The sequence below is a fragment of the Streptomyces sp. NPDC005374 genome (assembly GCF_042872225.1).
Taxonomy (GTDB): domain Bacteria; phylum Actinomycetota; class Actinomycetes; order Streptomycetales; family Streptomycetaceae; genus Streptomyces.
The window spans coordinates 216,588-237,369 of record NZ_JBIAKA010000004.1 but is presented as its reverse complement, the minus strand read 5'-3'; the positions used below and the strand labels follow the sequence as shown (position 1 = coordinate 237,369).

At 68.1% G+C, this 20,782-nt stretch carries 18 protein-coding genes; 4 read left to right on the top strand and 14 right to left on the bottom strand.

From position 1 onward, the window contains the following. Positions 1-78 precede the first annotated feature (78 nt). The 3 genes from ACFYRX_RS12290 to ACFYRX_RS12280 all read right to left on the bottom strand — a co-directional run bounded on the left by ACFYRX_RS12290 (position 79) and on the right by ACFYRX_RS12280 (position 3,844). On the bottom strand, positions 79-1,086 hold the full coding sequence (locus ACFYRX_RS12290) for an FKBP-type peptidyl-prolyl cis-trans isomerase (RefSeq protein ID WP_389098608.1): 1,008 nt from the start codon (positions 1,084-1,086) through the stop codon (positions 79-81). A gap of 127 nt (positions 1,087-1,213) precedes the next feature. Continuing rightward, entirely contained in the window at positions 1,214-2,575 is a 1,362-nt protein-coding gene (gene pafA, locus ACFYRX_RS12285; RefSeq protein ID WP_389098606.1) for a Pup--protein ligase, read from the bottom strand. 9 nt (positions 2,576-2,584) lie between these two features. After that, the gene (locus ACFYRX_RS12280; RefSeq protein ID WP_389098604.1) at positions 2,585-3,844 is read right to left on the bottom strand and encodes an MFS transporter; all 1,260 of its coding nucleotides are present in this window, start codon (positions 3,842-3,844) and stop codon (positions 2,585-2,587) included. Positions 3,845-3,932: 88 nt separating this feature from the next. On the opposite strand from ACFYRX_RS12280, the gene ACFYRX_RS12275 reads away from it, so the two are divergent. Further along, positions 3,933-4,949 (top strand): LacI family DNA-binding transcriptional regulator, encoded by a 1,017-nt coding sequence (locus ACFYRX_RS12275; RefSeq protein ID WP_389098602.1) that lies wholly within the window; start codon positions 3,933-3,935, stop codon positions 4,947-4,949. Between the two features lie 69 nt (positions 4,950-5,018). Here the strand turns inward: ACFYRX_RS12275 and prcA are convergent, their stop codons facing one another. From prcA to arc, 6 genes are all read right to left on the bottom strand, one after another. After that, positions 5,019-5,774 (bottom strand): proteasome subunit alpha, encoded by a 756-nt coding sequence (gene prcA / locus ACFYRX_RS12270; protein WP_389098600.1) that lies wholly within the window; start codon positions 5,772-5,774, stop codon positions 5,019-5,021. A 60-nt stretch (positions 5,775-5,834) separates the two neighbouring features. Next, positions 5,835-6,680, bottom strand: coding sequence for a proteasome subunit beta (prcB, locus tag ACFYRX_RS12265; RefSeq protein WP_389098598.1), 846 nt, complete (start codon positions 6,678-6,680; stop codon positions 5,835-5,837). Next, positions 6,632-7,237: an endonuclease VII domain-containing protein gene (locus ACFYRX_RS12260; RefSeq protein ID WP_389098596.1), complete on the bottom strand. Its 606-nt coding sequence runs from the start codon at positions 7,235-7,237 to the stop codon at positions 6,632-6,634. The genes prcB and ACFYRX_RS12260 overlap by 49 nt, the downstream gene beginning before the upstream one ends. A gap of 49 nt (positions 7,238-7,286) precedes the next feature. Further along, positions 7,287-7,505 (bottom strand): ubiquitin-like protein Pup, encoded by a 219-nt coding sequence (locus ACFYRX_RS12255; RefSeq protein ID WP_007380863.1) that lies wholly within the window; start codon positions 7,503-7,505, stop codon positions 7,287-7,289. A gap of 155 nt (positions 7,506-7,660) precedes the next feature. After that, on the bottom strand, positions 7,661-9,172 hold the full coding sequence (gene dop, locus ACFYRX_RS12250) for a depupylase/deamidase Dop (protein WP_389098594.1): 1,512 nt from the start codon (positions 9,170-9,172) through the stop codon (positions 7,661-7,663). A gap of 245 nt (positions 9,173-9,417) precedes the next feature. After that, positions 9,418-11,184, bottom strand: coding sequence for a proteasome ATPase (gene arc / locus ACFYRX_RS12245; protein WP_389098592.1), 1,767 nt, complete (start codon positions 11,182-11,184; stop codon positions 9,418-9,420). A gap of 243 nt (positions 11,185-11,427) precedes the next feature. Here arc and ACFYRX_RS12240 point away from each other — a divergent pair, with 243 nt between their 5' ends. Continuing rightward, positions 11,428-11,733: a ferredoxin gene (locus ACFYRX_RS12240; protein WP_389098591.1), complete on the top strand. Its 306-nt coding sequence runs from the start codon at positions 11,428-11,430 to the stop codon at positions 11,731-11,733. Between the two features lie 57 nt (positions 11,734-11,790). On the opposite strand, the gene ACFYRX_RS12235 is transcribed toward ACFYRX_RS12240, so the two are convergent. From ACFYRX_RS12235 to ACFYRX_RS12225, 3 genes are all read right to left on the bottom strand, one after another. Next, a complete protein-coding gene (locus tag ACFYRX_RS12235; RefSeq protein ID WP_389098589.1) occupies positions 11,791-12,369 on the bottom strand; it encodes a hypothetical protein in 579 nt (192 codons plus the stop codon). 222 nt (positions 12,370-12,591) lie between these two features. After that, the gene (locus tag ACFYRX_RS12230) at positions 12,592-13,491 is read right to left on the bottom strand and encodes a tRNA (adenine-N1)-methyltransferase (RefSeq protein WP_389098587.1); all 900 of its coding nucleotides are present in this window, start codon (positions 13,489-13,491) and stop codon (positions 12,592-12,594) included. Between the two features lie 38 nt (positions 13,492-13,529). Further along, positions 13,530-15,095, bottom strand: coding sequence for a site-2 protease family protein (locus tag ACFYRX_RS12225; protein ID WP_389098585.1), 1,566 nt, complete (start codon positions 15,093-15,095; stop codon positions 13,530-13,532). A gap of 176 nt (positions 15,096-15,271) precedes the next feature. On the opposite strand from ACFYRX_RS12225, the gene ACFYRX_RS12220 reads away from it, so the two are divergent. Both ACFYRX_RS12220 and ACFYRX_RS12215 read left to right on the top strand, forming a co-directional pair. Beyond that, positions 15,272-16,339 (top strand): RecB family exonuclease, encoded by a 1,068-nt coding sequence (locus tag ACFYRX_RS12220; RefSeq protein WP_389098583.1) that lies wholly within the window; start codon positions 15,272-15,274, stop codon positions 16,337-16,339. A 14-nt stretch (positions 16,340-16,353) separates the two neighbouring features. Next, on the top strand, positions 16,354-17,025 hold the full coding sequence (locus tag ACFYRX_RS12215; RefSeq protein WP_093774523.1) for a response regulator transcription factor: 672 nt from the start codon (positions 16,354-16,356) through the stop codon (positions 17,023-17,025). Between the two features lie 93 nt (positions 17,026-17,118). Here the strand turns inward: ACFYRX_RS12215 and ACFYRX_RS12210 are convergent, their stop codons facing one another. Beyond that, entirely contained in the window at positions 17,119-18,699 is a 1,581-nt protein-coding gene (locus tag ACFYRX_RS12210) for an ABC transporter substrate-binding protein (protein ID WP_389098580.1), read from the bottom strand. A gap of 81 nt (positions 18,700-18,780) precedes the next feature. Next, on the bottom strand, positions 18,781-20,385 hold the full coding sequence (locus ACFYRX_RS12205) for an ABC transporter substrate-binding protein (protein ID WP_389098578.1): 1,605 nt from the start codon (positions 20,383-20,385) through the stop codon (positions 18,781-18,783). Positions 20,386-20,782 lie beyond the last annotated feature (397 nt).

Genomic DNA, 20,782 nt, shown 5'->3' with positions numbered 1-20,782 from the left:
CCTGCTTGTTCACGGAAAGGCAACTGGGACCAGTCTTGCATCCCTGCCGCGGGGACCTTCGCGCATGTCCCCCGTGCGTCACATCTTGGCCAGGATGTCCACGGTGAAGACCATCGTGGAGTCCTTCTCGATGCCGCTGCCGGGCTGCGGGTTGTCGCCGTAACCCAGCTTCGGCGGGATGGAGATGAGCACCCGGCTGCCGACCTTCTTGCCGGTCAGACCCTGCGCCCAGCCCTTGACGACCTGCTGGAGCGAGAACGACGTCAGCTGCTTGCGGCCGTACGTCGAGTCGAACTCCTTGCCGGAGTCCCACACCACGCCCTTGTACTGCACGAGCAGGGTGCTGTCCGCCGCGACCACGTCGCCGTCACCCTCGATGACGTACTTCGCCACCAGCTCGGTGGGCGCGTCCGCCTTGGGGATCTCGATGGAGGGGGCCTTGCCGTCGGTGTTCGTGCCGACCTTGGGCAGTTTCGCGTCGCTCTGCGCCACGTTCTTGCCCTTGGCGGAGCTCTTCGCGTTGAACGTGTCCTGGATGTCGAAGACGAAGACCAGCGTGTCGGTCCCCTTGACGCCCGCGTCCGGGTTGCCCGCCTTGCCGTACGACCATGTCGGCGGAACCGAGAACTCGACGCGGCTGCCGGCCTTCCTGCCCGTCAGGGCGTACCGCCAGCCATCGATGACACTGCCCTGTTGCAGTTGGAAAAGAATGGCCGTCTTGGCGTCGTACGAGTTTCCCAGGACCTTCGCCGAGTCCCAGATCTGGCCGAGGTAGTGGGCCTGGACGTAGTCGCCCTCGGCGACCGTGGTGCCGTTGCCCGCGATGACCGTCTTGACCGCGAGCTGATCGGACGCGGCGCCGCTGCCCTTGGCGACCGTCGGCTTCGCACCGAACTTCACGCCCCCGGTGATCGCCGGCAGCGGCCCGTCGACGACCTTCGGCGCAGGCGGCGCCGGGGTGCCCGACGACGTGGCCGAGGGCGACGCACTGTCGCTCGCCTTACTCGAGTCGGACTTGTCGTCGCCGCACGCGGCGAGCGTGGCAAGTCCTGCGGGTACGGCAATGAGCAGTGAGCGTCGGCGCACGGTGGAAGCCTCGTAATCGGTCGATCTTGTGGATGGCGTGCGCGCAACTCTACGGCGTGCGAAGGGCGCCGTACGGGAAACGTACGGCGCCCGTGTTGCGTTCCGGCAGTCAAGCGGAACGCTTCGATCACATTCCGGCGATCAGTTTCTCGACCCGGTCGTCGACCGAACGGAACGGGTCCTTGCACAACACCGTGCGCTGGGCCTGGTCGTTGAGCTTGAGATGAACCCAGTCGACGGTGAAGTCCCGGCGCTGTTCCTGCGCCCTGCGGATGAAGTCACCGCGCAGCCGGGCCCGAGTCGTCTGCGGCGGAACCGACTTGCCCTCGAAGATCTTCAAGTCGTTGCAGATACGGGCGGCTTGGCCCTTCCTCTCCAGAAGGTAGTAGAGACCACGACGACGGTGAATGTCGTGATACGCGAGGTCTATCTGCGCGACCCGCGGGTTGGACATGGTCATGTTGTGCTTGGCCCGGTACCGCTCGATGAGCTTGTACTTCATGACCCAGTCGATCTCGGTGCCGATCCGGTCCAGGTCCTCGGCCTCGATCGAGTCCAGCACCCGGCCCCACAGCTCCAGGACCTGGTCGACGGTGCCGGTGCGGATGCCACGCCGCTCGACGAAGTCCACGGCCTTCTCGTAGTACTCGCGCTGCACCTCCAGCGCGGAGGCCTCCCGGCCGCTGGCCAGGCGCACCTTGCGCCGGCCCGTGATGTCGTGACTGACCTCGCGGATCGCCCGGATCGGGTTCTCCAGCGTCAGGTCCCGCATCACGGTGCCCGCCTCGATCATGCGCAGCACCAGGTCGGTCGCGCCGACCTTGAGCAGCATGGTCGTCTCGGACATGTTCGAGTCGCCCACGATCACGTGCAGGCGGCGGTAGCGCTCGGCATCCGCGTGCGGTTCGTCGCGGGTGTTGATGATCGGCCGGGAGCGGGTCGTCGCCGAGGAGACACCCTCCCAGATGTGCTCGGCCCGCTGACTGACGCAGTACACCGCGCCCCGCGGGGTCTGCAACACCTTGCCGGCGCCGCAGAGAAGCTGCCTCGTGACCAGGAACGGAATGAGAATGTCCGCGAGCCGGGAGAACTCCCCGTGGCGTGCGACGAGATAGTTCTCGTGGCAGCCGTAGGAGTTGCCGGCCGAATCCGTGTTGTTCTTGAAGAGGTAGACGTCGCCCGCGATTCCTTCCTCGTGCAGGCGTCGTTCGGCGTCCACCAGGAGTCCTTCGAGAATGCGCTCGCCTGCTTTGTCGTGCGTGACCAGTTCGGTCACGTTGTCACATTCGGGTGTCGCGTATTCCGGATGTGACCCGACGTCGAGATAGAGGCGGGCGCCGTTTCGCAGAAAGACATTGCTGCTGCGGCCCCATGACACGACACGGCGGAAGAGGTACCGCGCCACCTCGTCGGGAGACAGCCGGCGCTGTCCCCTGAACGTACACGTGACGCCGTACTCGTTCTCCAGCCCGAAAATGCGGCGGTCCATGAGTGAACATTACGCCCGATCCCCCGAGCTGAAACGGGGTTCGGCAGCACGGTTTGGATCATTTTCCGATGAGGACGCAACCACCGCCCTCCCCACGGGAGCTGTGAGGACGCTTCCCGTGAGCAGCAGAACCAGCAGCGACACGCCCCCCGCGACACCCGGCACCGCGAAGCCCCACAGAGCCCCGCCCCGCTCGACGACCGGGCCCGCAAGCCCCGTTCCGACGGACGCGCCCACCGTGAACGTCGTCACGAGCCAGGAGAACGCCTCGGTGACCGTACCGGCCGGAGCGTGCCGGTCGACCAGGACGAAGGCACACGCGATGACAGGCGCCAGGAACACACCCGCGAGCACCGACAGCAACGTCATGGCGACCGCGCCCGGCATCAACGTCAGCGGCAGATAACACACCGCCAGGAAGCCCACCAGCACCTGCAGTCGCCGCGCCGGCTCACCGGCCCACTGCCGCGCGCCGTACACCATGCCGCCCAGGAGCGCGCCCAGACCGATACCGGCCATCAGCCAGCCGTACACCGCGTCCCCGCCGTGCTCGTCCGCGTACGGCACGGAGGCGACCGTGATGGACCCCAGCGCGATCCCGACGAACAGGAACGCGCCCAGCATGGCCAGCAGTCCGCGCGAACGCAGCGCGCCGAGCCAGTGCGCCTCCCGCGGTGCGGAGCGCCACGCGCGCGAGGGCGGCGACACGACCACGGAGAGGGCGCCGAGCACCCCCACGGCGTTCAGCACCAGCAGGGCCGCCCGCTCCGACCACAGCGACACGCACAGGGTCACCAGCAACGGGCCGACGGTGAACATGACTTCCTGCGCCACCGCGTCCAGCGCGTACGCCCGGTGCACCTGGTCCTCCCGGCGCAGCACCGAGGGCCACAGGGCCCGCAGACCGCCCTCCAGAGGCGGCGTGAACAGACCGGCGGCCGCCACGCACGCGTAGGCGAGCGGAAGCGGGTCGGTACCGGTGAACGCGAAGCCCGCCATGGCGAGCGCGGACAGAACGGCCGCCGGCAACTGGACCCGCGGCTGGCCGTACAGGTCCACCAGCCGGCCGAGGACGGGCTGGCCTACGGCGTTGGCGACGCCGTAGACCGCCGCGAGAGCGCCCGCCAGGCTGTACGTGCCGCCCTCGGCCCGGACGAAGAGCACCAGGGCGATCGCCGCGGTCGCGTTGGGCAGCCGCCCCACCAGCGTGCCCGCGAGCAGGCGAGCCGCGTGCCGTCCCCTGAGGATCTCCAGGTATCCCGCGGCCATGCCCCGCCTCCAAGTAATACGTATAACGTCCTCTCCCATACGTACCATGTGCGCAGTCCGCAGGTCCAGACGAAAGAGCAGGTCCACGGTGGCACCCAGCAGTACGCGCCCGACCAGCCGAGACGTCGCGCAGGCCGCCGGGGTGTCCCAGGCCGCCGTCTCACTCGTCCTCGGCGACAAATGGCGCGGCCGGGTCTCCGAGACCACCGCCGCACGCGTCCGCGAAGCCGCCCGCGACCTCGGCTACCGGCCCAACCTCGCCGCCCGCAACCTCCGCCTCGGCCACACCCGCACCGTCCTCCTCGTCGTCCCGGCACTTACCACGGAGTTCTTCGCCGGCGTCTACACCGGCGCCGCACGCGTCGCCGCCGACCACGGCTTCGGCGTCGTCCTGTACCCCTCCCCCGAAGGCATCGGCCCCGCCCGCGACCCCTTCGCCTCCGCCCAGGCCGCCCTCGACGGCGTCATCGCCTCCTCCATGGCCGCCGACGCCCTCACCGCCATCCGCGGAGACCAACTCCCCCTCGTCATGCTCGACAGCGACCCCACCGGCAGCCTCGGCGCCGCCACCGTCAACCTCGACATCGCCGACGGCGTCCGCCAGGTCGCCGCCCACCTCCTGGACCTCGGCCACCGCCACTACCTCCACCTCGCAGCCGACATCCCCTCCTGGACCTTCGAGGTACGCGCACGCGAACTGGCCGCACAACTCGCCACCGTCCCCGGCACCACCGTCCGCACGATCCACGCCCCCATCTCGATCGACGGCGCCCTGACCGCCGCCCAAGCGGCCCTCGCCACCCCCGGCCCCCGACCCACCGCCCTGGTCTGCGACGACGACAAACTCGCCGCCGGCGCCTACAAAGCCGTACGACGACTCGGCCTGCGCGTCCCCGACGACATCTCCGTCACCGGCCTGGACGACCTCGCCCTCGCCACCGCCCTCGACCCCGAACTGACCACCGTACGACTGGACGCCGAGCTCTTCGGCGAACGCGGCATGCAAGCCCTCCTTGCCGTCCTGGAGGGCCGCACACCACAAGCAGGGGACATCCCCGTCGAGTTGGTCGTACGGGGCTCCACAGCCCCTCCAGGCACCCCCTGAACGCCCTGTGCCCCGGCCTGGTGTCGGCCGGGGCACAGAAGGGGTGATGGTCGCGCACTGCGGGCAGGACTACTCCTCCTCGGAGTCCTCCGCCTCCTGCGCGCTCTCCGCCTCCGTGGTCGCACCGCCCGCCTCCAGCAGACGACCGAGCTGACGACCCACGATCCGCTTGAACTTGCGCTGCTGCGGACGCGTACGGTCCAGCACCGCGACCTCCAGACGCTCCGCCGGGATCTCCCGCTCACTGCCGTTCGTATCCCGGGACAGCGCCTGCACCGCCAGCTTCAGCGCCTCGGCCAGACTCACACCGTCCTGGTGACGCTGATCCAGATACGTACTGATCTGCTCGGCGTTGCCACCCACCGCCACCGAACCGTGCTCATCCACAATCGAACCGTCATGCGGCAACCGGTAGATCTGGTCCCCGTCCGGCGTGTCACCGACCTCGGCCACGACCAGCTCCACCTCGTACGGCTTCTCGCCCGCCGAGGAGAAGATCGTGCCCAGCGTCTGCGCATAGACGTTGGCCAGACCACGAGCAGTCACGTCGTCACGGTCGTAGGTGTACCCACGGAGGTCGGCGTACCGCACACCGCCGATCCGCAGGTTCTCGTACTCGTTGTACTTGCCGGCGGCCGCGAACCCGATCCGGTCGTAGATCTCGCTGAACTTGTGCAGCGCACGGGACGGATTCTCACCGACGAACACGATGCCATCGGCATACTGCAGCACGACCAGGCTGCGACCACGAGCGATGCCCTTACGGGCGTACTCCGCCCGGTCGGCCATCGCCTGCTGGGGAGAAACATAGAACGGCGTCGACACCGGTTATCCGTCCCTTTCTGTGGAAGACACTGCGATCACCTTGAACAAGACGGGAGACGCCTACAGCAGCGCAGCCCGCGGGCCGTCGGGCTGCTCCAGCCGACGCGCGAGAATCGAACGGGCGATCTCGGACGACTCGTCGTCGGTGAGCCGGCGGAAACCGTCCTCGGTGATCACGGTGACGATCGGGTAGATCCGGCGGGCGACATCGGGACCACCGGTCGCCGAGTCGTCGTCAGCCGCGTCGTACAGGGCCTGCACCACAAGCGTCGTGGCCTCGGCCTCGCTCAGACCGTCGTGGAAGAACTTCTTCATGGCACCGCGCGCGAAGACCGAGCCGGAACCGGTGGCGGCGAAGTTGTGCTCCTCGGAACGGCCGCCAGTGACGTCGTAGGAGAAGATCCGGCCCCTCTCCCGGTCCACGTCGTACCCCGCGAACAGCGGCACCACGGCCAGACCCTGCATCGCCATGCCCAGATTCGACCGGATCATGGTCGACAGCCGATTCGCCTTGCCCTCCAGCGACAGCTGAGCGCCCTCGACCTTCTCGAAGTGCTCCAGCTCCAACTGGAAGAGCTTCACCATCTCCACGGCGAGACCGGCCGTGCCGGCGATACCGACAGCCGAGTACTCGTCCGCCGGGAACACCTTCTCGATGTCCCGCTGCGCGATGACGTTCCCCATGGTCGCCCGCCGGTCACCGGCGAGCACCACACCGCCCGGGAAGGTGACGGCCACGATGGTCGTCCCGTGCGGCGCCTCGATCACGCCCTGCGTCGGCGGCAGTTGCCGGTTGCCCGGCAGCATCCCCGGCTGATGCTCGGACAGGAAGTCCATGAAGGACGACGACCCAGGCGTCAGGAAGGCAGCTGGTAGACGCCCGGTGCTACGAGTGTTGGCTTCCACGCGATTCCTTCCACGTAAGCAGCAGCCCGCCTTATGGCATCGGGCCGATCCTTGAACTGCCCCAGTGCGGCATTGCAGCTGAAGCACAGTACGCCTCGGACCCTACCCGTCTTGTGGCAGTGATCCACATGCTCGGGCACGGCCGCCAAACATATGCAGCAGACGCCCCCTTGAGAGGCGATCAGCTCATCTCGATCGGCTTCGGTGATGCCGTACTGACGCTTCAGATGGCCCTGCCGCCCCTGGATTGCCCGACACGCCTTGCAGCGCGTCGACAAGCCATCGGATGCGGTGGCATTTCGATGCCAGTCGCTGTGCGGCTTGACCTCGCCGCACATGCGGCAGAGCTTGTGTCCGTCCGGGACATCCACTTGCTCCCGAACCGACTTACCCATGGCCTCCCGGCGCCGCCGGTAGTGCGCGGCGCTGTACTCCGCCACGCACTCCCGGCAATGCACCTGAAGGCCGTCACGCCGATTCTTGTCACGCGCAAAGGCCGCAAGAGGCAGATCCCGCCCACACTTCCTGCATCCCTTGACGTCGAGCTCGTCAGCCACCCAACTCCCCCATGGCCTTCAATTTGAAGGAGAAGTGACCAACCGACCTTTACTCTCCGCCTTTTTGCACGAAGCTTCGAACGAAATCCTCTGCGTTCTCTTCGAGTACATCATCGATTTCGTCCAGAACCGAGTCGACGTCGTCGCTCAGCTTCTCCTGGCGCTCCTTGAGGTCCTCGGAACCCTGCGTCTCCGCAGTCTGCTCCTCGACCTCCTCGGTGTTGCGTGTGGCCTTCTGCTGTCCGCCGCCGGTGTCCTTGGTCGCCATAACCCCTCACCCCGCTCGGTTCGACGTTCTTGATCAGACCCTACAAGCAGGGTCTGACATCGGCCCCGCAGTTTCTACAACGTACGGGGACCATCTCGATGATTCCCTCTGGACGGGTTTTCCACCCTGCCGGGCCGTCCGGCCCGCCTGCCCTTTCAGCCGCCCGAAAGCACCCTGACCAGGTCTTCTGCCGTGCGACAGCGATCCAGGAGCTCCTTGACGTGATTTCGCGTTCCGCGAAGCGGTTCCAGGGTTGGGACCCGCTGGAGCGAATCCCGGCCCGGGAGGTCGAAGATCACCGAGTCCCAGGAGGCCGCGGCGACGTCGTCGGCGTACTGCTCCAGACAGCGTCCGCGGAAGTAGGCGCGGGTGTCCTCGGGAGGCTTGGTGCGGGCGCGCTCGACGTCCTGTTCGTCGAGGAGCCGTTTCATGCGGCCGCGGGCCGAGAGGCGGTTGTAGAGGCCCTTCTCGGCGCGTACGTCGGCGTACTGGAGGTCGAGGAGGTGGAGTTTCGCGGCGTCCCAGTCGAGGTCGTCGCGGCGCCGGTAGCCCTCCATGAGTTCTCGCTTGGCGACCCAGTCGAGCTCGCCGGCGAGGCTCATGGGGTCGTTCTCCAGGCGGTTGAGGGTGTCCTCCCAGCGGCCCAGGACGTCTTTGGTCTGGTCGTCCACGTCGGCGCCGAACCGCTCTTCGACGTACTTGCGGGCGAGTTCGTAGTACTCCATCTGGAGCTGGACCGCGGTGAGTGTGCGGCCGCTGCGGAGGGTGACCAGGCGTTGGAGGGTCGGGTCGTGGGAGACCTGGTGCAGGGTTCGTACCGGCTGGTCGACGGCGAGGTCGACTGCGATGAAGCCGTCCTCGATCATCGACAGGACCAGGGCCGTGGTGCCGAGCTTGAGGTAGGTGGAGATCTCGGAGAGGTTCGCGTCGCCGATGATGACGTGGAGGCGGCGGTACTTCTCGGCGTCGGCGTGGGGTTCGTCGCGGGTGTTGATGATGGGGCGTTTGAGGGTGGTTTCCAGGCCGACCTCGACCTCGAAGTAGTCGGCGCGCTGGCTGAGCTGGAAGCCGTGTTCGTGTCCGTCCTGGCCGATGCCGACGCGGCCGGCTCCGGCGAAGACCTGGCGGGAGACGAAGAAGGGCGTGAGGTGGCGCACGATGTCCGAGAAGGGGGTTTCCCGCTTCATCAGGTAGTTCTCGTGTGTGCCGTAGGAGGCGCCCTTGTTGTCGGTGTTGTTCTTGTAGAGGTGGATGGGCTGGGCGCCGGGGAGCTGTGCGGCTCGTTCGGCGGCCTCGGCCATGATGCGCTCGCCGGCCTTGTCCCAGAGGACGGCGTCGCGGGGGTTGGTGACCTCGGGGGCGCTGTATTCGGGGTGTGCGTGGTCGACGTAGAGCCGTGCGCCGTTGGTGAGGATGACGTTGGCGAGGCCGATGTCCTCGTCGGTGAGCTGGCTGGAGTCGGCGGTTTCGCGGGCGAGGTCGAAGCCCCGTGCGTCCCGCAGGGGGTTCTCCTCCTCGAAGTCCCATCGGGCCCGTCGGGCCCGGTGCATCGCCGCCGCGTAGGCGTTGACGATCTGGGACGAGGTGAGCATGGCATTGGCGTTGGGGTGGCCGGGGACGGAGATCCCGTACTCCGTCTCGATGCCCATTACTCGCCGTACGGTCATGCGGCCCTCCTTGCCCGGCGGCGCCCTCGGTCGGGGACGCCGCTCAAGTACCGCTGGCGCTCCGGTGCGTGTGCGGTGCCCGTCCCCGCACTGCGCGACTCGGCGGTACCGAAGAGCCTAGAACGGCTCTGCGCTGGTGGGGAGATCATTTGCGTCATTGCCTTGCTCGCCTCTGTTCCGGTTAGTTGCCTGAAAAACAGTCGGCTGCGGGTACCCCGGTGAGGGCACCCGCAGCCGCCCTGTCTTTACAGGTACTGACCGGTGTTGGCCACCGTGTCGATGGAGCGTCCGGTGTCGGCGCCCTGCTTTCCGGTGATGAGCGTACGGATGTAGACGATCCGTTCGCCCTTCTTTCCGGAGATGCGGGCCCAGTCGTCCGGGTTGGTGGTGTTGGGCAGGTCCTCGTTCTCCTTGAACTCGTCCACGCAGGCCTGGAGGAGGTGGGAGACGCGGATGCCCTTCTGCTTGTGGTCGAGGAAGTCCTTGATCGCCATCTTCTTGGCCCGGCCGACGATGTTCTCGATCATGGCGCCGGAGTTGAAGTCCTTGAAGTAGAGGACTTCCTTGTCACCGTTGGCGTAGGTGACCTCCAGGAAGCGGTTCTCCTCGGATTCGGTGTACATGTGTTCCACGGCGGTCTGGATCATGCTCTGGACCGTGGCCACCTTGTCGCCGCCGTGCTCCCCGACGTCCTCGGGGTGCAGCGGGAGGCGGTCGGTGAGGTACTTCTGGAAGATGTCCTTGGCCGATTCGGCGTCGGGTCGCTCGATCTTGATCTTCACGTCGAGGCGGCCGGGGCGCAGGATGGCGGGGTCGATCATGTCCTCGCGGTTGGAGGCACCGATGACGACCACGTTCTGCAGGCCTTCGACGCCGTCGATCTCGGCGAGGAGCTGCGGGACGATGGTGTTCTCGACGTCGGAGCTGACGCCGGATCCGCGGGTGCGGAAGAGGGATTCCATCTCGTCGAAGAAGACGATGACGGGGGTGCCCTCGCTGGCCTTCTCCCTCGCACGCTGGAAGACGAGGCGGATCTGCCGCTCGGTCTCGCCGACGTACTTGTTGAGGAGTTCGGGGCCCTTGATGTTGAGGAAGAAGCTCTTGCCGGTGGCCTGGCCGGTGACCTCGGCGACCTTTTTGGCCAGCGAGTTGGCGACGGCCTTGGCGATGAGCGTCTTGCCGCATCCGGGCGGTCCGTAGAGCAGGACGCCCTTGGGCGGGCGCAGCTCATGCTCCTTGAAGAGGTCGGGGTAGAGGTAGGGGAGCTCGACGGCGTCGCGGATCATCTCGATCTGTCCGCCGAGGCCACCGATCTGCTCGTAGCCGATGTCGGGGACTTCTTCGAGGACGAGTTCCTCGACCTCGCTCTTCGGTACGACTTCGTAGACGTAGCCGGAGCGGGGTTCGAGCAGGAGGGCGTCGCCGGGTCGGATGACGACGTCCAGGAGTGGTTCGGCGAGCCGTACCACTCGTTCCTCGTCGGTGTGGCCCTGTACGAGGGCGCGCTCGCCGTCCTCGAGGATTTCCTTGAGGGTGACGATGTCGCCGACGCTCTCGTATTCCATGGCCTCGACCACGTTGAGAGCTTCGTTGAGCATCACTTCCTGGCCACGTCGGAGCTCTTCGAGCTCGACGCTGGGGCTGACGTTCACCCGGAGTTTGCGGCCGCCGGTGAAGATGTCGGCGGTGCCGTCCTCGTTCGCTTCGAGGAAGACGCCGAATCCGGCCGGGGGCTGTGCGAGCCGGTCGACCTCTTCCTTGAGGGCCACGATCTGGTCGCGGGCCTCACGGAGTGTGTTGGCCAGTCGCTCGTTCTGGGCGGACACGCCGGCCAGGTTTGTCTGTAGCTCGACGATCCGCTCTTCGAGAATCCTCGTGTGCCGCGGAGAGTCGGCGAGCTTGCGTCGCAGGACGGCGATCTCCTGCTCAAGGTAGGCAATCTGCCCGGCCGGGTCGTCGGACCCTCGTCCCGGGCGGATGCCGCGGTTCATGTCGTCGTCGTGGGCTGCCACGGTCCTCACCTCCTCCAAGGGGAGCTGGACGCTTCCAGACCCTACCTGGGTGGGTGTCGATTGAAACCCCTAGATCACAAAGACTGTCGAGGTGTGTCCGATCTTCACCCTTGCGCTTCCCCTCACGCCAGGGGAATACCCACCGAACATGATTGGGAAGCCGCCGAAGGTAGGGTCGAAGTGTTCAACACCCGTCAGAGCTGGCCTGATTCCCGCCGGCTCGGCATCTAAACGGCAGGAGAGATGAGCGTGCAGCAGGAGGCCGAGGTCGGCGGCGAGGCGTTGGAGGTCTGGATCGACCAGGACCTCTGTACCGGCGACGGCATCTGTGTCCAGTACGCGCCGGAGGTGTTCGAGCTGGACATCGACGGTCTGGCGTATGTGAAGGGCTCGGGCGAGGAGCTTCTGCAGGACAGGGGGGCCACAACGCCCGTACCGCTGCCGCTTCTCACCGATGTGGTCGACTCGGTGAAGGAGTGTCCGGGCGAGTGCATTCATGTACGGCGAGTTTCGGACAGGGTCGAGATCTACGGTCCGGACACGGAGTGACGTGACGGGCACACCGGGTGACCGGTGTCTGATTTCCCACAGGTGTGGTCGCTTCGGTCAGACGGTGTGTGTGCCGGCCGGTGTGGAGCGGACGAATGTGCCGTCCTTCCACTGCCACTGCGCCTTGTCCTTCACGTCCGGGCAGCAACTGGGTACGTCGGACGTGGAGTAGCCGAGCAGGGTCGCCAGGACTGCTCCGTCGCTCACCGTGAAGTCGGTGACGGTGTTGCGGGTCTTCGGGCTCAGCAGGGTGGCGACCACGCGGGGTTCACCGGTGGCCTTCGCGCGCGTGATGACGTAGACGCCGTCGGGTGGGGTGCCCATGGGGGCGTCGCAGTGCACCACGACGATGGTTTCCGGCCGTCCGTCGCCGTCGAGGTCTCCGGTGATCCGCTTCTGCACCTTCGCCTTGACCGGGCCGCAGTCGATCGGGAAGTGGACGTTCGCGGGATCGGGCGCCGTGGTGGTCACCGGGGTGGTTCTGGCCTCGGGGCCGGCCGCCTGCGCGGCCGTCGCCGGGTTGGGCTGCAGGACGGAGGAGAAGGCGACGACTCCCGCCACTGCGGTGGCGGTGGCGACCCAGTGGATGGGGCGGGTGTGCGTGTGTGCCAGTTCCGGGACGGCGGATTGCTGCACTAGGAGCGTCTCCTGTGAGGGCTGTGCCGGTGGGGGTGGGTGGCCAGCATGGTGCCACACGTCACAGGGCGGGGAAACGGCGGGGTCCGGGGCCGCGGACGCGTCCGTCGGGTTTGTTCGGTTTGTGGCGTGGTGTCAACACGAGGGCGCCGCGGTCGCGTTCCGGAAGACTTCCGGGAACGCGGCTGCGGCGCCCGTTCGTTGACTGGGGTGTGCGGTGCGTCAGCGGCCTCCGCCGTCGGCGTTGGGGCCGGTGTAGTCCTCGCCGTAGGCGCCCTTGGAGGGGCGGCGGCGGCGCATGGGCGGCTCGACGCCGTCCGCGAGGCGGCGGGCGGTGAGGAGGAAGCCGGTGTGGCCGATCATCCGGTGGTCGGGGCGGACCGCGAGGCCCTCCACGTGCCAGTTGCGGATCATCGATTCCCAGGAGGTGGGCTCGTTGAAGGAGCCGATCTCGCGGATGGACTCGACGGTCCGGGCGAGCTGGGTGGTGGTGGCGACGTAGCAGCACAGGATGCCGCCGGGGACCAGCGCCTTGGAGACGGCCTCCAGGCACTCCCAGGGGGCGAGCATGTCGAGGACGACGCGGTCGACGTCGGTGTCGGACAGGTTGTCCTGGAGGTCGCCGACGGTGAGCTGCCAGGCGGGGTGCGGGCCGCCGAAGTAGCGTTCCACGTTCTGCTGGGCGATCTCCGCGAAGTCCTCGCGGCGCTCGTAGCTGTGCAGCATGCCCGTGTCGCCGATGGCACGCAGCAGGAAGCTGCTGAGCGAGCCGGAGCCGACGCCGGCCTCCACGACGCGGGCGCCGGGGAAGATGTCGGCGAAGGCGAGGATCTGCCCCGCGTCCTTGGGGTAGACCACGGCGGCGCCGCGGGGCATGGACAGGACGTAGTCGGGGAGCAGGGGGCGCAGCGCGAGGTAGGCGACGTTACCGGTGGTGCGGACAACGCTGCCCTCGGGTGCGCCGATCAGCTCGTCGTGCGGGAAGGAACCCTTGTGGGTGTGGAAGTTCTTTCCCTCTTCGAGCGTGAACGTGTAGTGGCGGCCCTTGGGGTCGGTCAGCTGAACCTGGTCCCCGACCTTGAAGGGCCCGCGCCTGCGGGCGGCACCGGTCGGTTCGGACATGTGAACAGCCTACCGGGGATTGCCGGGGTCGCCGACCACTAGGAGGGCCTGGCCATGGCCTTCACGAAGGCGCGTTCCACGTCGGCGGCGGACAGGACGCCGTAGATCTCTCCGGTCTCCTCGACGACGAGGTACTCGGTCGCCGGGGTGTCGCGCAGGGCGTCCAGGAGGTCTTCGCCCGCGAGTTCGGCCGAGACGCGCATGCCGTCGGTGAGGTCCTGGGCGAGGCCGCTGACGGCGACCCAGGGGCGGCGGTGTTCGGGTACGCCGACGATGGCTGCCTCGCGGACGAGGGAGAGCGGGGTGCCCTCGGCGTCGACGACGACCAGGGCGCGGGCGCCGGCGGCGTTGGCGCGGCGCAGGGCCTCGGAGAGGGGTGTGTCGGTCTCGACGGGGACGGCGCGGCGGGTGAGGGTGCGGGCGCGCAGGTCGGGGAGGTGTTCGCGCAGGCGGGCCACGCGAAGGCTGTTGCCGGCTCCGGTCCAGATGATCGCGGCGAGGATCGCGGCGAGCAGGGCGTCCATCACGGTGTCCATGCCGACGTTGTCCTCGGCGGTGGAGCCGAGGGCTCCGGACTGGGTGAGCAGCGGGAGGCCGATGAGGACGGAGACGGCGAGTGCGCGGCCGACCCAGGCGGCGGCGACGGTGCCGGTCATGGGTTTGCCGGTGATCTTCCAGACGACGGCCCGGAGCATGCGGCCGCCGTCGAGGGGGAGGCCGGGCAGGAGGTTGAACGCGGCCACGATGAGGTTGGAGATCATGAGGCCGCCGAGCAGGACGGCGGGGACGGTGCCGGGTTCCACGGGCTGGAGGGCCAGGTAGAAGAGGCCGGCGAGGACGAGGGAGAACAGCGGGCCGACGAAGGCCAGCACGAACTCGCGGCCGGGGGTCTCGGCCTCCTTCTCGATCTCGGAGACGCCGCCGAAGAACTGGAGCTGGATGCGGCGGACCGGGAGCTTGAAGCGGAGGGCCGCGACGGTGTGGGCGAGTTCGTGGACGAGTACGGAGGCGTAGAAGGCGACCGCGAAGAAGAGGGAGACGAGGTAGCGGGCGGCGCCCAGTTCCGGCAGGACGCGGTCCAACTGGCCGCCGAAGACCCAGGTGATGAGCGCGGCGACGAGGAACCAGCTGGGGGCGACGTAGACGGGCACGCCGAAGGGGCGGCCCATGAGGAGTCCGCCGCGGGGCTGTGGCTGCTGGGGCGGGGGGTTCTTGGCGGGGGCACCGGAGTGGGCGAGGGTGCGGTGGTCGTCGGGTGCGGGGGTTTCGGGTGCGGGTGCCTGGGCCGGCTGCTCGGGGTCACCTGCGCCGGTGTCGCTCCCGGGAGCAGGGGTGTCGGCGGCGTCGTCCAGCGGTGTGCCCGGGGCAGCGTTGTCACCGGTGGCGGGCTTGTGCGGGGCTTCGGTGCTGTGCTCGGGTTCCGGGGCGGGCGGAGTGGTGGAAGAGCGGCCGGGGTCCGCGTCGGTCGGGTGTTCGGCGTTCGTGGCGGCGGCCCTGGTTCCGTTGTCGTGCGGGTCGGTGGTCCGGGCCGTGGGCCCTGTGTGGGGCTCGGCCGACCTGTCCGTGCCGGACTGCGGCTGCCCGCTCCCGCCGCTCTCGTCCACGATGTCCCCTCGTTCGAAGCGTCTTCCGCGTCTGCCGTGCGGAAGGGTCTCGGGTCGATGGTATGCGGCGGTCGCGGCGCGTTCCGCCCCGGCACCCCCTGCGTTTCCCCCGGGGGTCGCGGTGGTCATGCCCGTGGCTGGGTCACTGTCAGTGGCGGGCCGTATGGTCTGTGGTCATGGAGACGAGTACCGAGGGCACGGCGGAGGCCGCGAGCGGCGACCCGGGGACGGCGGCGGAACCGGTCGCGGGTGAGCCGACGGCCGGGGCGGCGGCAGTGGCAGTGGCAGTGGCGGAGGGCACCGGTGAGGTGTCCCGGTCCGCCGCCATAGCGCCCGCCTCCCTCTCTCCCTCGCGGGCCAGTGACTTCATGCAGTGCCCGCTGCTGTACCGGTTCCGGGTGATCGACCGGCTGCCGGAGAAGCCGAGCGAGGCGGCGACCCGGGGGACCCTTGTGCACTCGGTCCTCGAGCGGCTCTTCGACGCGCCGGCCACTGAGCGGACCGCGCCGAGGGCCAAGTCGCTCGTACCGGGCCAGTGGGACCGGCTCAGGGAGAGCCGGCCTGAGGTGGTCGAGCTGTTCGCCGACGATCCGGACGGCGAGCGGTTGACGCGGTGGCTCGGTGAGGCGGAGCGGCTGGTCGAGCGGTGGTTCACGCTGGAGGACCCGACGCGGCTGGAGCCCGCCGAGCGGGAGCTGTTCGTCGAGACGGAGCTGGACTCGGGGCTCAGGCTGCGCGGGATCATCGACCGGGTCGACGTGGCGCCGACCGGCGAGGTGCGGATCGTCGACTACAAGACGGGCAAGGCGCCCCGCCCGGAGTACGCCGAGGGTGCGCTGTTCCAGATGAAGTTCTACGCCCTGGTGGTCTGGCGGCTGAAGAACGTGATCCCGCGCCGGCTTCAGCTCGTCTATCTCGGCAGCGGTGACGTCCTGACGTACGACCCGGTCCTCGCCGATCTGGAGCGGATCGAGCGCAAGCTGCTGGCCCTGTGGGAGGCGATCCGGGAGGCCACGGAGACGGGTGAGTGGCGGCCCCGCCCGACCAAGTTGTGCGGCTGGTGCGACCACCAGGAGCACTGCCCGGAGTTCGGGGGCACTCCCCCGCCGTATCCGCTGCCGGTGCGGGTGGCCGGCCCGGACGCGGGCGGCGACCCGGTGGGTGCTCCGGGGCGGACACAGCCGTCGCCGGTGAGGGCGGCCGAGTCGGCGGGCGGGCCGCAGGGCAGAATGGGGCCGGACTAGCGAAGGAGACTTACGTGGCCATCCGCGTCCTACTCGTCGACGACCAGCCGCTGCTGCGTACCGGCTTCCGGATGATCCTGGAGGCCGAGCAGGACATCGCGGTCGTGGGCGAGGCCGGAGACGGCCTTCAGGCCATCGACCAGGTGCGGGCGCTTCAGCCCGACGTGGTCCTGATGGACATCCGGATGCCGCGGATGGACGGTGTGGAGGCGACCCGGCAGATCACCGGGCCGGGGCGGGACGGTCCGGCCAAGGTGTTGGTGCTGACCACCTTCGACCTCGACGAGTACGTGGTGGAGGCGCTGCGGGCGGGGGCCAGCGGGTTCCTGTTGAAGGACGCCCCGGCCAACGAACTCGTGCAGGCGATCCGGGTGGTGGCCGCGGGTGAGGCGATGCTCGCGCCGAGCATCACCCGTCGGCTGCTCGACAAGTACGCCACGCACCTGCCGTCGGGTGACGAGCCGGTGCCGGACACCCTGCACACCCTCACCGACCGCGAGGTCGAGGTGCTGAAGCTGGTGGCGCGCGGGCTGTCCAACGCGGAGATCGCCGCGGATCTGTTCGTCAGCGAGACCACCGTGAAGACGCATGTCGGTCACGTCCTGACCAAGCTCGGGCTGCGGGACCGGGTACAGGCCGCGGTGTACGCGTATGAGAGCGGTCTGGTGCGTCCCGGAGCGCAGTAGCCGGGCAGCGGTGAGCGAAGAAAGAGGGCGTCCCCTTCCTGACAGGGGGCGCCCTCTTCGTGTGTGCGGCCGTCGGTCGGGCCTGCCGGCGGATCAGCCCTTGCTGAGTTCCCAGAAGCGGAACACCGTGGAGGCGTCGAGGCAGTACTCCAGGCCGTAGACGTCGTCGCGGACGACGGCGTACTGCTTGGCCTGCCAGACCGGCAGGACGGGGACCTCCTGGGCGACGATGTCCTGGAGCGTGCCGAAGTGGTCGTCCGTGGCGGTGCGGTCCGGCTGGGCGGCGGTCTCCGGGATGAGCGTGCCGGTGATCTTGCTGTTGCTGTAGTGGTTGTCGAGCACGTTGCCCGCGCCGAAGAAGGGAGCCGTGAAGTTGTCGGCGTCCGGGTAGTCGGGCACCCAGCCCTTCACGTAGACGCCGTACTTGCCGGCGGCGATGTCCTTCTCGTACTGGTCGAAGGCCACGGACTTCACGTCGGCGGCGAACAGTCCGCTGGCGTTGAGCTGCTGGGCGATCGTCTTGAGTTCCTGGTCGGTGGCCGGGCCGTAGCGGGACGGCGTCGACCACAGGGTCAGCTTCACCTTGCCGGTGATGTTGTCGTCGGCCAGGGCGGCGGCGGCCTTCGACCTGGAGGGCTGCGCGCCGTAGGTGTCGAAGAAGGCCGTGTTGTGGCCGGCGATACCGGCCGGGATGATCGAGTAGAGCGCGGTCGCGGTGCCCTGGTAGACGTCGTGGATGAGGGCTTCGCGGTCGAGCAGATAGGCGATGGCCTTGCGGACGCCGAGCTTTGCGGTGACGGGGTCGTTCATGTTGAAGACGAGGTGCTGGACCTCGGCGCTGCTGCCCTCGACGACCTCGACGCCCGAGTCGGGCGAGGCGTTCTCGATGTCGGTGATGTCGCCCGCGGTGAGGCCGCGGTAGGCGATGTCGACCTTGTTGTCGCTGAGGGCGGTCTTCAGGGCGGCCTGGTCGCCGTGGAAGAACTTGAGCGTGACGCCGGAGTTCTTCGTCTCGGCGGTGCCCTTGTAGTTCTCGTTGACGGAGAACACGGCCTGGTCGTCGTCGAACGAGTCCAGCCGGTAGGGGCCGGAGCCGACCGCCTCGCCGTCCTTGCGCAGCCCGTTCGCGTCGTACTGCGTGTGGTCGACGATGGAACCCGCACCGGAGGCGATCTTGCTCGGGAAGGTGGCGTCGGGTGTGTTCAGCTTGAAGACGACGGTCTTCTCGTCAGGTGTCTCGACCTTGTCGAGCATCGGGAACATGATCGCCGGACCGGCGTCGTCGTTGATCTTCAGCGTGCGGTCGAAGGAGAACTTGACGTCCTCGGAGGTGAGCGCGTCACCGTTGCTGAACTTGAGGCCGTCCTTGAGCGTGCACGTGTACACCTGGGTCTTGGCGTCCGTGAACTCGCAGCTCCGGGCGGCGTCGGGCTCCGGTTCCGTGCCGCCCTTGGGGAAGCTGAGCAGCGACTGGAAGACGTTGTTGAACAACAGCCAGGAGCCGGGGTCGTAGCCGGAGGCCGGGTCGGTGGCGAGGACGTCGTCGGACATCCCCATGACCACGGAGGAGCCGCCGGAACCGGAGTCACCGGACTGGGCGCCACAGCCGCTCAGCAGGCCGCAGGCCAGCCCCGCGACGATCGGCAGGACCGGCCACTGGATGCGCTTGTTCACGTGCGAGTGCCTTGTCGTCGATTCTTGTGGAATCCCGGGACCTGTCCTCGAAGGTCCCGGGCGCAGAACGTGCCGGCCGGGTCAGCCGCTCACGCCCTTGCCGAGTTCCCACAGCTGAAGCGTCGACGAGGAGTTGAGCGCGTAGGCGGTGCCCGTGACGTCGTCGCGTGCGGCGACGTACTGATTGCCCTGCCACAGCGGCAGCACGGGGACGTCGTTGGCGACGATGTCCTGGATCTCGGTCAGGCTTCCGGACGCGGCGATGCGGTCGGCCTCGCGGCGGGACTCCGGGATCAGGGTGTTGCGGATCTGGGTGTTGTCGTACGGCGAGCCGAGGAAGTTGTCCTTGTCGAGGAACGGGGCGAGGTAGTTGTCGGCGTCGGGGAAGTCGGGGAACCAGCCCATGCCGTAGACGTCGTACTCGCCCTTCTGCTCCGCGGGGCGGAAGGTGGCCCAGGGGGAGCCCTTGATGTCGACGTCGAAGAGCCCGCTGCTGTTGAGCTGCTTCTGGAGGTCCTCGAACTCCTCCTTGGTGGCCGAGCCGTAGTGGTCGGTCGTGTAGTGGAGGGTCAGTTTCACCGGGGTGGTGATGCCGGCCTGGGTCAGCAGGGACTTGGCCCTGGTGGCGCTCGGGTCGCCGTACTTGTTGAAGAACGCGTTGGTGTGGCCGGTGATGGTGGCCGGGACCAGCGAGAAGAGCGGCTGCGCCTGGGTGCCGTAGACCTTGGAGACGAGTTCGCCGCGGTTGATCAGCTGGGCCATCGCCTGGCGTACGGCACGGGACTTCACGGTCGGGGCGTCGGTGTTGAAGGCCAGGTAGCGGATCTCCAGGCCGGCCATCTCGACGAGGTCGACGTCACCGCCGGACTCGTTGGAGAGCTTCTGGATCTGCGCGGGCGACATGGTGCGGGTGATGAGGTCGATGTCGCCCTTCTCCAGGGCGGTTCCCATCGCGTCGGCGTCCGTGAAGGAGCGCAGTTCGACCTTGTCGTTGTTCACCTTCAAGGCCCCCTTGTAGTTGGGGTTCTTGGTGAACACGGCGTCGACGAGCTCGTCGTTCTTGACGTCGGCCTTCATCGTGTAGGGGCCCGAGCCGTCGATGTCGAAGCCGTCGCGGAGCTTGTTCTTCGCGTAGTCGTCGGGGTTGACGATGCCGGCGACCGGGGTCGACAGCTTGTACGGGAAGGTGGCGTCGGCGGTCTTGAGGTGGAAGATGACCTCGCGGTCGCCCTTGGTCTCGACGGTGTCGACGGTGGACAGCAGGGCGAAGACGCCGGAGTCCGCCTTGATGGCGCGGGCGCGGTCGATGGAGTACTTCACGTCGGCCGCGGTGATGGCGTCGCCGTTGGCGAACTTCAGGCCGTCGCGCAGGGTGCAGACGTAGCGTTCGTTGCCGCTGTCGCTGAAGCCGCAGGACTGGGCGGCCTCGGGCACCGGGTCGCCGTCGCCCTTGGGCTGGATCATCAGGGTCTGCACGGTCTGGCGCAGGACGTTCCAGGTGCCGACGTCGTAGGCGTAGGCGGGGTCGAGCGGAGCGGGAGCGTCCTTCGTGGCGGTGAACCGGTCCGTGGTGCCGACGCCGATCGCGTCGCTCCCGCCGCTGCCGCTGTCGGTCCCGCCGCAGGCGGCGAGTACCGGCGCGAGCAGACCGATGACGGCCGGCAGCACCAAAGTCTTGCGGTTCATGCGCGAGTTTCTCCACAGCTGTCGAGTCCGTGTACCCGGCATGCATGGGTGGTGCGGCGGATCACGGGGTGAGGGCGATGTTCTCACCAGGAGGTTAGTCCGGACCGGCAGGAGGGTTCGCGGTCACCGGAGTTGGGCCGCCATCACACAGCGGAATCGGGCGTGGACGCACCGAATACCGGCCAGGGGAAGGAATGGGCGCAGGTTTCCATCAATCGGGACACATGGGCGGGTCCAGGCGGCCGGAATCGGGGCCTCCGGCACAGCCTCGGCCACCTGTCGAGGCTCGTCCGCGTGGGGAACCTCACACCCGTAACGGGGCGGGAGTCGACCGGAATTCGGCCATCCGGCGCGCAGGGAATTCCACTGACAGGTATCTGGGGAATTACCGCGCTAT